13 protein-coding genes are annotated in these 14,146 nt (G+C 60.7%); 1 reads left to right on the top strand and 12 read right to left on the bottom strand.

The features are described from left to right. Positions 1-31 precede the first annotated feature (31 nt). From sucA to sdhC, 5 genes are all read right to left on the bottom strand, one after another. Positions 32-2,839 (bottom strand): 2-oxoglutarate dehydrogenase E1 component, encoded by a 2,808-nt coding sequence (sucA, locus tag ACUXAC_RS18155; RefSeq protein ID WP_004939884.1) that lies wholly within the window; start codon positions 2,837-2,839, stop codon positions 32-34. 275 nt (positions 2,840-3,114) lie between these two features. Next, positions 3,115-3,831 (bottom strand): succinate dehydrogenase iron-sulfur subunit, encoded by a 717-nt coding sequence (locus ACUXAC_RS18150; protein ID WP_195880106.1) that lies wholly within the window; start codon positions 3,829-3,831, stop codon positions 3,115-3,117. A 16-nt stretch (positions 3,832-3,847) separates the two neighbouring features. Next, a complete protein-coding gene (gene sdhA, locus ACUXAC_RS18145; RefSeq protein ID WP_060423638.1) occupies positions 3,848-5,614 on the bottom strand; it encodes a succinate dehydrogenase flavoprotein subunit in 1,767 nt (588 codons plus the stop codon). Beyond that, complete coding sequence (gene sdhD / locus ACUXAC_RS18140) at positions 5,615-5,962, bottom strand: succinate dehydrogenase membrane anchor subunit (RefSeq protein ID WP_004939891.1); 348 nt, start codon at positions 5,960-5,962, stop codon at positions 5,615-5,617. Then, positions 5,956-6,345 (bottom strand): succinate dehydrogenase cytochrome b556 subunit, encoded by a 390-nt coding sequence (sdhC, locus tag ACUXAC_RS18135; protein ID WP_004939893.1) that lies wholly within the window; start codon positions 6,343-6,345, stop codon positions 5,956-5,958. Before sdhC ends, sdhD begins: the two co-directional genes overlap by 7 nt. Positions 6,346-7,074: 729 nt before the next feature. Here sdhC and ACUXAC_RS18130 point away from each other — a divergent pair. Continuing rightward, positions 7,075-8,367 carry a citrate synthase gene (locus ACUXAC_RS18130; protein WP_016928730.1) on the top strand — a complete coding sequence of 431 codons (1,293 nt, stop codon included), beginning with the start codon at positions 7,075-7,077 and terminating at the stop codon, positions 8,365-8,367. Between the two features lie 57 nt (positions 8,368-8,424). Here the strand turns inward: ACUXAC_RS18130 and nei are convergent, their stop codons facing one another. From nei to pxpB, 7 genes are all read right to left on the bottom strand, one after another. Beyond that, positions 8,425-9,216 (bottom strand): endonuclease VIII, encoded by a 792-nt coding sequence (gene nei, locus ACUXAC_RS18125; protein ID WP_387443691.1) that lies wholly within the window; start codon positions 9,214-9,216, stop codon positions 8,425-8,427. 53 nt (positions 9,217-9,269) lie between these two features. Further along, the gene (pcp, locus tag ACUXAC_RS18120; RefSeq protein ID WP_197756956.1) at positions 9,270-9,914 is read right to left on the bottom strand and encodes a pyroglutamyl-peptidase I; all 645 of its coding nucleotides are present in this window, start codon (positions 9,912-9,914) and stop codon (positions 9,270-9,272) included. 8 nt (positions 9,915-9,922) lie between these two features. Further along, a complete protein-coding gene (locus ACUXAC_RS18115) occupies positions 9,923-10,942 on the bottom strand; it encodes a DUF979 domain-containing protein (RefSeq protein ID WP_049201994.1) in 1,020 nt (339 codons plus the stop codon). Further along, positions 10,939-11,670: a DUF969 domain-containing protein gene (locus tag ACUXAC_RS18110; protein ID WP_016928734.1), complete on the bottom strand. Its 732-nt coding sequence runs from the start codon at positions 11,668-11,670 to the stop codon at positions 10,939-10,941. The genes ACUXAC_RS18115 and ACUXAC_RS18110 overlap by 4 nt, the downstream gene beginning before the upstream one ends. Before the next feature lie 62 nt (positions 11,671-11,732). Next, the gene (pxpA, locus tag ACUXAC_RS18105) at positions 11,733-12,473 is read right to left on the bottom strand and encodes a 5-oxoprolinase subunit PxpA (RefSeq protein ID WP_100396170.1); all 741 of its coding nucleotides are present in this window, start codon (positions 12,471-12,473) and stop codon (positions 11,733-11,735) included. Further along, the gene (pxpC, locus tag ACUXAC_RS18100; RefSeq protein ID WP_060440510.1) at positions 12,463-13,395 is read right to left on the bottom strand and encodes a 5-oxoprolinase subunit PxpC; all 933 of its coding nucleotides are present in this window, start codon (positions 13,393-13,395) and stop codon (positions 12,463-12,465) included. The genes pxpA and pxpC overlap by 11 nt, the downstream gene beginning before the upstream one ends. After that, entirely contained in the window at positions 13,389-14,045 is a 657-nt protein-coding gene (gene pxpB / locus ACUXAC_RS18095; RefSeq protein ID WP_004939909.1) for a 5-oxoprolinase subunit PxpB, read from the bottom strand. Before pxpB ends, pxpC begins: the two co-directional genes overlap by 7 nt. Positions 14,046-14,146 lie beyond the last annotated feature (101 nt).

Here is a 14,146-nt window from a genome sequence, read left to right as displayed (position 1 = left end):
GCCGGCCCCTCGGCCGGCAAGCGAGCGAACATTAGTCAATATTCAGCGCGTCGTTCACCAGAGCCTGCTGCTGCTTCTGGTGTACGGACATATAGCCCACCGCCGGAGAAGCGGAGGCCGGACGTCCTGCGTAACGTAAAGAAGCCCCGAACGGTACCACTTCACGGAAGTTGTGTTGGCTGCAGTACCAGGCGCCCTGGTTCAGCGGCTCTTCCTGACACCAGACGAAATCATGCACGTGCGAGTATTGTTCCAGCACGGCCTGCACGGCCTGATGCGGGAACGGATACAGCTGCTCGATACGCACGATGGCCACGTCTTTCTGCTCGTTCTTGCGACGCTGTTCCAGCAGGTCGTAGTAGACCTTACCGGAGCACAGCACGACGCGCTTGACCGCTTTCGGATCCAAGTCGTCGATCTCGCCGATCGCCGGCAGGAAGGTGCCGTTGGCCAGTTCGTCCAGCGAAGAAATCGCCAGCGGGTGACGCAGCAGCGACTTCGGCGACATCACCACCAGCGGACGGCGCATACCGCGCAGCGCCTGACGACGCAGCATATGGTAAACCTGCGCCGGCGTGGACGGGACGCACACCTGCATGTTCTGCTCTGCGCACAGCTGCAGATAGCGTTCCAGACGCGCGGAAGAGTGCTCTGGGCCCTGGCCTTCATAGCCGTGCGGCAGCAGCATCACCAGGCCGCACATACGGCCCCATTTTTGCTCGCCGGAGCTGATGAACTGGTCGATAACGACCTGCGCGCCGTTGGCGAAGTCGCCGAACTGCGCTTCCCAGATGGTCAGCGTGCGCGGTTCCGCCGTCGCGTAGCCGTATTCGAACGCCAGCACCGCTTCTTCGGACAGCACGGAGTCCCAGACCTTGAATTCGCCCTGGCCGCTGTGGATGTTCGCCAGCGGAACGTAGACGGAACCGTTTTTCTGGTTGTGCACCACCGCGTGGCGGTGGAAGAAGGTACCGCGGCCGGCGTCTTCGCCGGAGATGCGGATTGGAATGCCTTCATCCGCCATGGTGGCGTAGGCCAGCGTTTCGGCGGCGCCCCAGTCGAACGGCTTGTTGCCCGCCGCCATCTCGGCGCGGTCCGCGTAGATTTTCGCCACGCGCGACTGCATTTCGATCGCTTCCGGCACGGTGCTGATGCGGCGGCCCAGCTCCTGCAGGCGCTTCATCTCAACCTTGCTCGGGTACTCTTCGTCCCACTCGTGGTTCAGGTACGGAGACCAGGTGAAGGAATGCAGGTTCATCGGACGCCATTCTTCAACCACGCAATCGCCGCGGTCGAGCGCGTCACGGTACAGGTTGACCATTTCCGTGGCATCTTCCAGGCTGGCCACTTTCTGCTCGGTCAGAACGTCAGCGTAGATTTTGCGCGGCGTAGGGTGTTTCTTGATCTTCTGATACATCACCGGCTGGGTAGCGCTCGGCTCGTCGGCCTCGTTGTGCCCATGGCGACGGTAGCAGACCAGATCGATCATCACGTCACGCTTAAAGGTGTTACGGAAATCCAACGCCAGTCGGGTGACAAAGGCCACGGCCTCCGGATCGTCCGCGTTAACGTGGAAGATCGGCGACTGAACCATTTTGGCGATGTCGGTGCAGTATTCGGTAGAGCGCGCATCCAGCGGGTTGGAGGTGGTGAAACCAACCTGGTTGTTGATGACGATACGCACGGTGCCGCCCACTTCGTAGCCGCGAGCCTGAGACATGTTCAGGGTTTCCTGAACCACGCCCTGGCCGGTGATGGCGGCATCGCCGTGGATGGTGATCGGCAGCACCATGTTGCTGCGCGCTTCATCCAGACGATCGCGACGGGCGCGAACCGAGCCCATGACCACCGGGCTGACGATCTCCAGGTGCGACGGGTTGAACGCCAGCGCCAGGTGAACCATGCCGCCTTCGGTTTCCACGTCGGAGGAGAAGCCCTGGTGATATTTCACGTCACCGGTACCGAGGTGTTCTTTATGCTTGCCGGCGAATTCGTCGAACAGATCGGCCGGCTTTTTGCCCAGCACGTTGATCAGCACGTTCAGACGGCCGCGGTGGGCCATGCCCAACACCACTTCGCGCGTGCCGTTCTTACCGGCGTGGCGCACCATCTCTTTCAGCATCGGCACCAGCGCGTCGCCGCCTTCCAGCGAGAAGCGTTTAGCGCCCGGGAATTTGGCGCCCAGGTAACGTTCCAGGCCTTCCGCCGCGGTCAGCTCGTTCAGGAAACGGCGTTTTTCGTCGGCGGTAAAGCTGGCGCGCCCCACCACCGACTCGATGCGCTGTTGGATCCAGCGTTTCTCTTCGGTGTTGGTGATGTGCATGTACTCAGCACCGATCGACCCGCAATAGGTCTGCTTCAGCGCGGCGTACAGATCGCCCAGCTTCATGGTTTCTTTGCCGATGGCGAAAGAGCCCACGTTGAAGGTTTCCTGGAAATCGGCTTCGGTCAGGTTGTGGTAAGCGGGATCAAGGTCAGGAACTTGCTCGCGCTGCCACAGGCCGAGCGGATCGAGGTTGGCATGCTGATGCCCGCGGAAGCGGAAGGCGTTGATCAGCTGCAGTACCTTGACCTGTTTGGCGTCGGTTTCCGGATCGGTGATGGTGGTGTTATAGCGCGCGGAGTCTTTCGCCAGGCGGCGGAAGTAATCGCGCGTTTGAGAGTGAAGCTGATCGGGTTTGACACCCGCGGTTGGTAGCTGTTGAAAAATGGAACGCCAGCTATCTTCAACGGAACCCGGATCGGTTAAGAAGTCTTCATAGAGCTGCTCTATGTAAGACTGGTTCGCGCCCGCCAGATAGGAGGAATCCAGCCAGGCCTTCATTGCGCCGTTCTGCATCATGATCCCTTAAGCTTTGAAGCTTTAGTTTTCGCCGTGGTTAACATAATTACCGTGATGAATACGGTTTGCCGTAAAACGGTTCACTCGACGTACTTGCGGCCATGACGGCCCGATACGTTCTGTTATGGACCTTGCGGTCCCTTACAAGGAACCTCTAAAAACCGGCGGAAGAACCAGGCTGCATAGCGCCGCAGCCGCGGGTCAGTTTTTAGAGGTTCCCTCCCCTATGGGATGTGCGCCGGAAAAGAGCCCGGCGCAGCATCTCATTCCGTTTATGCTCCGCGTTGCAGCAGCATGGACTTGATATGCCCGATAGCACGCGTCGGGTTCAAGCCTTTAGGACATACACTGACACAATTCATAATGCTATGGCAGCGGAAAACACTAAAAGCGTCGTCCAGATCATCTAAACGTTCTTGCGTTTCCGTGTCACGGCTGTCGATCAGGAAGCGATACGCCGCCAACAGACCGGCAGGCCCGATGAACTTGTCCGGGTTCCACCAGAACGATGGGCAAGAGGTCGAGCAGCAGGCGCACAGAATGCACTCGTACAGACCGTCCAGCTTGGCGCGCTGCTCCGGCGACTGCAGGTGCTCGCGCGCCGGCGGGTTCTTGCCGTCGTTCAACAGGTATGGCTTGATCTTTTCATACTGGGTGTAGAACTGGCCCATATCCACCACCAGATCGCGCACCACCGGCAAGCCCGGCAGCGGACGGATCACGATCTTGGCGTTGCCTTTGCGCAGCGACGAAATAGGGGTGATGCACGCCAGGCCGTTTTTACCGTTCATGTTCAGGCCATCGGAACCGCACACGCCTTCGCGGCATGAGCGACGGAACGACAGGGTCGGATCTTTTTCTTTCAGCTGGATCAACGCATCCAGCAGCATCATGTCGCGACCTTCTTCCGCTTCCAGGGTGTAGTCCTGCATGTGCGGCGCGTCATCGACATCCGGGTTGTAGCGATAAATGGAAAATTCGAGTTTCATCTGTCGATCTCCGCAATTAGTAAGAACGCACTTTCGGCGGGAATGCCGGGCGCAGCTTCGGTTGCATGTTCACTTCACGACGCGTCATGCTTTCCGATTGCGGCAGATACAGCGAATGGCACAGCCAGTTGGCGTCATCGCGTTCCGGGTAGTCGAAGCGGCTGTGTGCGCCACGGCTCTCGGTACGGAAGTTGGCCGACACGGCGGTGGAATACGCGGTCTCCATCAGGTTATCCAACTCCAGGCACTCGATGCGCTGGGTGTTGAACTCGCTGGAGGTATCGTCCAGGCGTGCGTTCTTCAGACGTTCACGGATCACTTTCAGTTCTTCCAGACCCTTGGCCATCGCATCGCCTTCGCGGAATACCGAGAAGTTGTGCTGCATACAAGACTGCAGCGCTTTGCGAATTTCGACCGGGTCTTCGCCGGAGCGGGTGTTGTTCCAACGGTTCAGACGGTCCAGCGAGGCTTCCACGTCGGAGTCGCTGGCATCACGGCTCACGCCCTGCTCTTCCAGCGATTCCTGCAGGTGCATGCCGGCGGAACGGCCGAACACCACCAGGTCGAGCAGCGAGTTGCCGCCCAAGCGGTTGGCACCGTGCACCGATACGCAGGCGATTTCGCCCACGGCGAACAGCCCCGGGATCACCACGTCTTCGCCTTTCTCATTCACGGTCAGCGCCTGGCCGGTCACTTTGGTCGGAATGCCGCCCATCATATAGTGGCAGGTTGGGATAACCGGGATCGGCTCTTTCACCGGATCGACGTGCGCAAAGGTGCGGGACAGTTCCAGAATGCCCGGCAGACGGGATTCCAGCACGTCTTTACCCAGATGATCCAGCTTCAGCTTGGCGTGCGGGCCCCAAGGGCCGTCGCAGCCGCGGCCTTCGCGGATTTCGATCATGATCGAACGGGCAACCACGTCGCGGCCCGCCAGATCTTTGGCGTTCGGCGCATAACGCTCCATGAAGCGCTCGCCATGTTTGTTCAGCAGGTAACCGCCTTCGCCGCGGCAGCCTTCGGTCACCAGCACGCCCGCGCCGGCGATGCCGGTCGGGTGGAACTGCCACATTTCCATGTCCTGCACCGGCACGCCGGCGCGCAGCGCCATGCCGACACCGTCGCCGGTGTTGATGTGGGCGTTGGTGGTGGACTGATAAATACGGCCTGCGCCGCCGGTCGCCAGCACGGTGGCCTTGGCTTTGAAGTAAACCACTTCACCGGTTTCGATGCAGATAGCCGTGGTACCGACCACCGCGCCGTCCTGGTTTTTCACCAGATCAAGCGCATACCACTCGGAGAAGATGGTGGTGTGGTTTTTCAGGTTCTGTTGGTACAGGGTGTGCAGCAGCGCGTGGCCGGTACGGTCGGCTGCGGCTGCGGTACGCGCCGCCTGCTCGCCGCCGAAGTTCAGCGACTGGCCGCCGAACGGGCGCTGGTAGATGCGGCCGTCGTCCAGACGAGAGAACGGCAGGCCCATGTGTTCCAGTTCCAGAATCGCTTCCGGGCCGGTTTTACACATATATTCGATGGCGTCCTGGTCACCGATATAGTCGGAACCTTTCACCGTGTCGTACATATGCCATTCCCAGTTGTCCTCGTGGCTGTTGCCCAGCGCGACGGTGATGCCGCCCTGTGCGGACACGGTATGGGAACGGGTCGGGAAAACTTTGGACAGCAGGGCACAGGTCGAGCCCGCTTGGGAAATTTGCAGCGCGGCACGCATGCCCGCACCGCCGGCGCCGATTACGACGGCATCAAACTCTCTGACTGGCAGTTTCATTTAAGCACCCCACACTACGATTGTTCCGTACAGTAAATAGACCAGCAACGCGACCACGACAGCCAGCTGCAACACCAGGCGAACCGCCAGCGGCTTGACGTAGTCCGTCAGCACCTGCCACAGCCCGATCCAGGCGTGCACCAGAATCGACAGCAAGGTCAGCAGAGTGAACACTTTCGTAATGGAAGTGGCGAAGAAACCGCGCCAGATGTCATAAGTCAGTTCCGGAGCCGTGACGAAGAAGCCCAGGATATACAGGACGTACAGGGTGATGATGATAGCGGAAGCGCGCAGCAGCAGCCAATCGTGCACGCCGTTGCGCCCTAATGCAGAAACGTTGTTTACCATACGAGGACTCCAGCCAGAACTGACAGCACGACGGTCAGACCGATCGCCACCTGGGCGGAACGGGTACCGGCGGCCAAACTCTCTTCGATGTAGCCAAAATCCATTAACAAGTGACGGATGCCACCGCAAATGTGATAGGCCAGCGCCGTGAGGATGCCCCAGAATATGAATTTGACGATGAAGCTATTCATGATGGCGGCCGCCTGCAGGAACCCCTCTTGGGAAGAGAGTGACAGGCCCAGCAGCCAGAGGAGGATACCCACGGCAACGAAGGTAATTACGCCAGAGACTCGGTGTAAGATAGACGCTATCGCAGTTACGGGGAACCGGATCGTTTGCAGATCCAAGTTGACAGGTCGTTGTTTTTTCACGTATTTGCCCACACAGCTCTTATTATTTTCCTTCCTCCGGGCCTGGGCGGGGATCAGACAGCGTTAAGAGCCTAAAACCCTTACACGTCACGCGCTCAAACATCAACATCCTCTGTGCTCAAACGGCGCGCATTTATAACGCTGGGTGCTCCTACTTCAGGGTAATCCGGAGACCTGGCGGCAGTATAGGAGGATCACATTCTGATTACAATTCTCATACAACCGCTTTGATAACATTTCCCCCGAACAGTGATTCAGATCACGGATTTCACAATTAGTGCAAAATTAATTATCTGATTTGACAAGAGATCAACATTTCCATTACATATAGGGGCACAAACGGTCCTATGATGCGCTATGGGTCAGCAGATACACTTCCCCCCGGGTTCGAGTTATGCAACAGTGTATTTGACGAACCTATCCCAATAGCCGTTGTTTTCCGCTCGATTTTGCCGGCGTCAAAAAGCAAATAAAGCAAATAAAAACAGATTATTGGGATAGGTTCACATCTCTTCGAACAGCTCATAGGTAAGATTAACAGACTATAACGAATTACTATGAATCGTTAACAACTGGTCACCCGTCTCGTTCGCCTGGTCAGCACTCTGTACCCTACCCGCGCACAGTTGCGCAGTCGCTCACAGAGTTAGCGTCCGCACCATTTTTTGCGGGCAACCTGCAGAGATTTAAGGTATTTCAGTTGTTAGTGGTTTTTAAAATAAGGCGCTAAGGAGACAGTAAATGACTGATAAGAAAGCGACGCTAACCATTAACGACAGCGAAGCTCCGATCGAACTGGGCGTATTGACACCGACACTGGGCCCTGATGTCCTCGATGTCCGCGCTCTGGGTTCCAAAGGTTATTTCACATTTGATCCCGGCTTTACCTCCACCGCTTCTTGCGAATCCAAGATTACCTTCATCGACGGCGACAAAGGCGTGCTGCTGCACCGCGGCTTCCCTATCGAGCAGCTGGCGAAAGAATCTTCCTACCTGGAAGTGTGCTACATCCTGCTGTACGGCGAGACCCCAACGCCGGAAGAGTTCGAGACCTTCAAGACCACCGTCACCCGCCACACCATGATCCACGACCAGATCACCCATCTGTTCCGTGGTTTCCGTCGCGACTCGCACCCGATGGCGGTGCTGTGCGGCGTGACCGGCGCGCTGGCGGCGTTCTACCACGATGCGCTGGACGTCAACAACGAGCGTCACCGTGAAATCACCGCGTTCCGTCTGCTGTCCAAAATGCCGACCGTGGCCGCGATGTGCTACAAATATTCCCTGGGCCAGCCGTTCGTTTACCCGCGCAACGATCTGTCCTATGCCGGCAACTTCCTGCACATGATGTTCGCCACCCCGTGCGAAGAGTACGTGGTGAACCCGGTGCTGGAACGCGCCATGGACCGCATTCTGATCCTGCACGCCGACCATGAGCAGAACGCCTCTACCTCTACCGTGCGCACCGCCGGCTCTTCCGGCGCCAACCCGTTCGCCTGCATCGCGGCCGGTATCGCCTCCCTGTGGGGACCGGCGCACGGCGGCGCCAACGAAGCGGCGCTGAAAATGCTGGAAGAGATCAAGACTGTCGAGCACATTCCGGAATTCATCAAGCGCGCCAAGGACAAGAACGACTCCTTCCGCCTGATGGGCTTCGGCCACCGCGTGTACAAGAACTACGATCCGCGCGCTACCGTGATGCGCGAAACCTGTCACGAAGTGCTGAAAGAGCTGAACAAGAAAGACGACAACCTGCTGCAGGTCGCGATGGAGCTGGAACACATCGCGCTGAACGACCCGTACTTCATCGAGAAGAAACTGTACCCGAACGTCGACTTCTACTCCGGCATCATCCTGAAGGCGATGGGCATTCCTTCTTCCATGTTCACCGTGATCTTCGCCATCGCGCGCACCATCGGCTGGATCGCCCACTGGAACGAAATGCACGACGAAGGCATCAAAATTGCCCGTCCGCGTCAGCTGTACACCGGCTATGCCGAACGCGATTTCAAATCCCAGCTGAAAAACAAGTAAGCCGCTTTCCCGGCTGAAACCGCACAGCGCCGCCCCTTCGGGCGGCGTTTTTTTTGGTTATTTCTGGCAGCCCGGGCACCAATAAAACGGCCGCGACGACAGTTCGGTACGCACGATCATCCCACCGCAGCGTTCGCAGGGCTCGCCGCTGCGATGAAATACCTTGAAGCGAAACAGCGCGCCGTGATGCCGGTTGTCATCCGCCTGCCCGCGCGTCTGGTAGGAGAGGCGCGGCACTGCCAGCAGTGCCTCCGCCAGGTGGTGCAGCGCCTCTGGCGTCAGATCCTGCGGTTTGTGCTGCGGCGCCAGTTCGGCCTGCCACAGGATTTCGGCGCGCAGATAATTGCCCAATCCGGCGAGAAACGCCTGGTCGAGCAGCATGCCCCCCAGCTGCCTGCGGCGAAAACGCGGCGTCAGCAACCGCTCCGCCACATCGTCTACCGTCAGCGACATGTCCAACACGTCGGGGCCGATGCGTTGCAAAAACGGGTGTTGCTCTATTTCCTCGCGTGGCCCGACGGTAATGTCGGAAGCGCTGTAAAGCAATATCGCGCTGTGGGCGGTTTCCAGCCGCACCCGCAGATCGCGCTTGGTCTCCGGCGTCTCCCCTGCCGCCGCCACTTTCCACACGCCGTACAGCTGGTTGTGGCTGTACATCGTCAGCCCATTGGAGAAATGGGTCAGCAGCGCCTTGCCGCGCGGCTCGATGGCGACGATGCGCTCGCCGAGCAGACGCTGGCGATAGTGTTTCAGCTGGGGAAAAGCGAAATCGACGGCGGTCAGCGGCTGATCGATCACCGCCGCCGCCAGTTTGTCCGCCGCCCGGCGAATCTCCGGTCCTTCCGGCATAGACCACTCCTTGCGTAGACCCGGCGCAGCCCGATGCGCCGGGGATGACATGATTAATGCGTCGCTCCGCCCACCACTTTCAGATCGTGCTCCACCTGCAAAGCGATGGAAACGGCCAGCTCCAATGCAAACAGCACCGTCGAGGCCGCCATGCTCGGCGCACCGGGGTGTGCCGCCGCCTGCTCCGGCAGGTACGGGATATGGATAAACCCGCCCTTGACCTCGCGCTGGCCGCTCAAACGGTGCAGCAGGCCATACATGACATGGTTGCACACGTAGGTGCCGGCGGTCTGCGAAACGGAGGCCGGAATGCCGGCCTCGCGCATCGAACTGACCATCGCTTTAATCGGCAAGGTGCTGAAATAGGCCGCCGGACCGCCGGCGACGATCGGCTCATCCACCGGTTGCTGTCCCTGATTGTCAGGGATACGCGCGTCGTCGACGTTGATCGCCACCCGTTCAATCGTGATGTCGGTGCGGCCGCCGGCCTGGCCGATAGCCAACACCATCACCGGCTGCACCTCGTCGATCGCCGCATTGAGCGCCTCCAGCGCCGCGCCGAACACGCACGGCAGCTGGCGCGCCACGATGCGTGTGCCGACCAGCTCCATATCATTGAGCTGCTTCACCACTTCCCAGGAGGGGTTGAGGCGCTCGCCGCCAAACGGCTCAAAGCCGGTAATCAATACTTTTTGCATCCTTACTCCTACAGGAACATCAGGAAATACAGCAGGAACACGTTAACCAACAGCAGCAGCACACCGGTCGGCACCTGCGCCTTGATCACCGCATTCTTGTCCGGCAGCTCCAGCAGCGCCGCCGGCACGATGTTGAAGTTCGCCGCCATCGGCGTCATCAGGGTGCCGCAATAGCCGGAGAACATGCCGATCGCCGCCATCACCGCCGGGTTGCCGCCGTGCTGCAACACCAGGATCGGAATGCCGATGCCGGCGGTAACGATCGGGAAGGCGGCGAAGGCGTTGCCCATCACCATGGTCAGCACCGCCATACCGATAGCGTAGACTGCCACGGCGATAAAGCGGTTATCGACCGCCAGATACTCCTGGGTCAAATGCGAGATCGCGGTGCCAACGCCGGCGACGGTAAACAGCAGCCCCAGCGTGGCAAGGATCTGCGGCAGAATGAACGCCCAGCCGATCGAATCCAGCAGGCGCCGCGCTTCCTGTATCGGCTGCAGGGCCTTCTCATGGGTCATTTTCACCGCGATCGCCAGGCCAATCAGGCAGCCGACGGTCATCGAGAACAGGGTGATCAGCGTCGCGTGGTTACCGCTGCCGAACACAGCGGTTTGCAACGCCGGCACGTTGTTGAACAGCAGCACGCCGATCACCGTCACCACCGGGATCGCCAGAGCGGGGATAAACAGCTTATTGCCCAGGCGCTTGGCGCTGGCCTCGCGCTCCTGCGGCGTCCGCTGATGATAGCTGCCGAGGCGCACGCCGCCGAAGCCGGCAATCAGGGCCATCACCACCACCACCCCGCCAACGATGATGTGCAGCATGCGTTTCTCGTTGCTGCCTTCGCCCAGCACGTCGCCCAGCAGGCGGTAAGTCCAGTCGCCGACCAGGAACACCAGGCCGTACAGCCCCCAAAACAGCCCGGTGGTGATGCGGCGCGGGTTGGCGCGATCGCGGAAGGACATCACCGCCACAATCAGCAGCACCGCGCCGGCCAGCCAGTAGAGATATTGTTGCTGGAAGTTCATCGTGCCTCCCCCTTCGCCTGCAGCGCCGCCTGATTCAGCTGCGCCAGCTCGGCGCTCAGCTGCTTATCCATCCGATACAGCCGGAACGCGTGGATCAGGAAAGCGAAAATCGCGGTCGGAATGCCCCACAGCGCGATATGCAACGGCTCGGTCTGAATGCCGCCGGACTCCAGCATAAAGTTGTGCATGAAGATGATCGCGCCGAAGGCCACGAAGATATCTTCGCCGAAGAACAGCCCGACGTTGTCGGTCGCGGCCGACATGGCGCGCAGACGGTGGCGGGTGCGCTCCGGCAGCTCGCCGTAGCGGTTTTCCGTTGCCCCTTCCGCCATCGGCGCCAGCAGCGGCCGCACCATTTGCGGATGCCCGCCCAGGCTGGTCAGCCCCATCGCCGCGGTAATCTCGCGCACGAACAGGTATACGATCAGCAAACGGCCGGCGGTGGCGCTTTTGATCTTGGCGATCCACGCCTGCGCACGCTCTTTCAGCCCGTGGCGCTCCAGCAGGCCGATCACCGCCAGCGGCAGCAGCAGGATCAGCGGCAGGTTACGGGTGTTGAGAAAGCCCTCGCCGAGCTTTTCCAGAATGACGTCCAGCGGCATCAGCGCCGCCAAACCGGTGATGATGCCGGCGGCGATCACCACCAGCACCGGGTTGAAACGCAATACAAACCCGACCACGATGGCGGCGATGCCAATCAGTGGCCAGAGATTCACGGCCTGTTCCATAGTCTTCCCTCGATATTTTCTAATAGTTTTTTGCTTGTGATGTTGTGTCTTGCTTTATTGCTTTACTGCTCCGCGCTGACGCGGATGCCCTGCTGAACAAAACTGTCCCGCAGCTTGCGCGCATACGCCAGCGCATGCTCGCCGTCCCCATGCAGGCAGACGGTTTCCGCCTGAACGGCGGTCCAGACGCCATCCACGCTGCGCACCCGGTGATGGCGCACCATCTCCAGGGTTTGCGCCAGCGCCTGTTCGTCATCGTCGATCAACGCCCCCGGCAAACCGCGCGGCACCAGCGTGCCGTCGGCCTGATAGCCGCGATCGGCGAATACCTCCTGCCGGGTGGTCAGACCGAGTTGTTCCCCGGCGCGGATCAGCTCGCTGCCGGCCAGCCCCACCAGCCGCAGCGCCGGATCGACCGCCTGCACCGCCCGGGCGATCGCTTCCGCCAGCGCCGGCTCAACCGCCGCCTGGTTGTATAGCATGCCGTGCGGCTTAACGTGCACCATCACCCCACCCTCGGCGCGGGCGATGGCCGCCAGCGCCCCGAGCTGATACACCACCTGCGCGTAGACCGTTTCCGGCGGCAGCTGCATGCGGGTGCGGCCGAAGTTATCCCGATCGGGAAAACTCGGGTGAGCGCCGATCGCCACGCCGTACTGCAATGCCCAGCGCACCGACTGACGCATGGTCTGCGCATCGCCGGCGTGGAAGCCGCAGGCGATGTTGGCCGAACTCACCAATTGCAACAGCGCCTGGTCGTTGGCGCAGCCTTCGCCGAGATCGGCGTTCAAATCAACGATCATGTAACCCCCAGGCAATCTGTCGAAGGAAGAGATCCTGCTCAGCCTTGGCGCGCTGCGCCTCCGTCAGAGAGCAGAGAACGAAGTGGATCGGTTCGCCGAGACGGATCTGCGCCAAGTGGTAAAGATCGGCCTCGATCACGCAGGCGATACGCGGGTAACCGCCGGTGGTTTGCGCATCGGCCATCAGCACGATCGGCTGGCCGTTGTGCGGCACCTGCACCACGCCGGGCAGCAGGCCGTGCGAAAGCATCTCGCGGTCGGTGGTGCGCTCCAGCGGCGTGCCGCCGTGCAGGCGGTAGCCCATGCGGTTGCTCTGCGGGCTGAGCTGCCAGGCGGTGCGCCAGAACGTGTCCTGCGCCTCTTCGCTGAATTCAGCGTACTCCGGCCCCGGCAGCGCGCGGATGCGGTTGGTGAACAGCAGCTGCTTCACGCCGCAGCGGTGTTGCGGCAGCGCGGTGGATTTGCCCAGCGGCAGCCGATCGCCGTCCTTCAGGTTACGGCCTTCGTGGCCGCCAAAGGCGGCTTTCATGTCGGTGCTGCACGAGCCCAGCATTTCCGGCACGGCGATGCCGCCCGAGATCGCCAGATAGCTGCGCATGCCGCGTTTCGGCGTGCCCAGCGCCAGCCGCTGCCCCTTTTTCACCGGGTAGCGCCAGCCGGTCCACAGCGGCTTGCCGTCCAGCTGCGCGTCGCAGCCGGCGCCGGTCAGGGCGATCCAGCCAGGGCGGGTAAACTCGGCGCTGAACTGGCCGAGGGTGATCTCCAGCCCGGCGGCCTCCGGCGCATTGCCCACCAGCAGGTTGGCGATCTTCAACGCCGGTTGATCCAGCGCCCCGCCGGTGCTGATGCCCAGACGGCGGAATCCCTCGCGGCCCAAATCCTGCACCGTGGTATAGATGCCGGCACGCAGAATAATCAGCATACGCCCTCCTTCTGCGGCACGAAGCGCACGTTATCGCCCGGGCGCAGCAGCGTCGGCGGCATTTCATGCGGATTGAACAGCGCCAGCGGTGTGCGGCCGATCAGCTGCCAGCCGCCGGGCGTCACCAGCGGATAGATGCCGGTCTGGCCGCCGCCGATGCCGACGGAGCCGGCCGCCACCGCCAGACGCGGCTCAGCGCGGCGCGGCGTCGCCAGTTGTTCCGGCATGCCGCCCAAATAGGAGAAACCCGGCTGAAAGCCGAGGAAATAGACCACATAGGCCGCCGCCGCGTGGCATTCCACCACCTGCCGCGGCGTCATGCCGGTATGGCGCGCCACTTCATCCAGATCGGGGCCTTGCTCCCCGCCGTAGACCACCGGAATATCCACCTGGCGCGATTCCGGCGTCAGGCTCTCTTTGCTTTCCCAACCTTGCTGCAGCAATGCGAGCATCGCTTCGGCGTCGGCCTGCGGCGTATGCAGCAACAGCGTCAGGTTATTCATCCCCGGCACCACTTCCCGCACGTCGGGGTGGTGATTCAGCTTTTCCGCCAGCGCCCAGATGCGCTGCTGGCTCGGTAAGGTCACCGGCGGCGACAGTTCAAGCACTACCGCTCTCTCACCCAACAGGTAATAACGTGCTTGTTGCACCCTTATTCTCCTTATTATTATCGCGATGAAAAACACACCAGTTATGCGTGACGCGGCCCCGGCTGTCAATAGAACGCAACCATAAGGAAAATAAGGAAATA

Source organism: Serratia sp. 121840015-1 (assembly GCF_053627655.1).
Note: the sequence above shows the minus strand (reverse complement) of the source record. Positions and strands in the feature narration are given on the sequence as shown.

What these genes read in the sequence shown, in the direction of transcription:
- sucA (WP_004939884.1), bottom strand. Translation starts at nt 2,839, where the DNA reads ATGCAGAACGGCGCAATGAAGGCCTGGCTGGATTCCTCCTATCTGGCG.
- ACUXAC_RS18150 (WP_195880106.1), bottom strand. Translation starts at nt 3,831, where the DNA reads ATGAAACTCGAATTTTCCATTTATCGCTACAACCCGGATGTCGATGAC.
- sdhA (WP_060423638.1), bottom strand. Translation starts at nt 5,614, where the DNA reads ATGAAACTGCCAGTCAGAGAGTTTGATGCCGTCGTAATCGGCGCCGGC.
- sdhD (WP_004939891.1), bottom strand. Translation starts at nt 5,962, where the DNA reads ATGGTAAACAACGTTTCTGCATTAGGGCGCAACGGCGTGCACGATTGG.
- ACUXAC_RS18130 (WP_016928730.1), top strand. Translation starts at nt 7,075, where the DNA reads ATGACTGATAAGAAAGCGACGCTAACCATTAACGACAGCGAAGCTCCG.
- nei (WP_387443691.1), bottom strand. Translation starts at nt 9,216, where the DNA reads ATGCCGGAAGGACCGGAGATTCGCCGGGCGGCGGACAAACTGGCGGCG.
- pcp (WP_197756956.1), bottom strand. Translation starts at nt 9,914, where the DNA reads ATGCAAAAAGTATTGATTACCGGCTTTGAGCCGTTTGGCGGCGAGCGC.
- ACUXAC_RS18115 (WP_049201994.1), bottom strand. Translation starts at nt 10,942, where the DNA reads ATGAACTTCCAGCAACAATATCTCTACTGGCTGGCCGGCGCGGTGCTG.
- ACUXAC_RS18110 (WP_016928734.1), bottom strand. Translation starts at nt 11,670, where the DNA reads ATGGAACAGGCCGTGAATCTCTGGCCACTGATTGGCATCGCCGCCATC.
- pxpA (WP_100396170.1), bottom strand. Translation starts at nt 12,473, where the DNA reads ATGATCGTTGATTTGAACGCCGATCTCGGCGAAGGCTGCGCCAACGAC.
- pxpC (WP_060440510.1), bottom strand. Translation starts at nt 13,395, where the DNA reads ATGCTGATTATTCTGCGTGCCGGCATCTATACCACGGTGCAGGATTTG.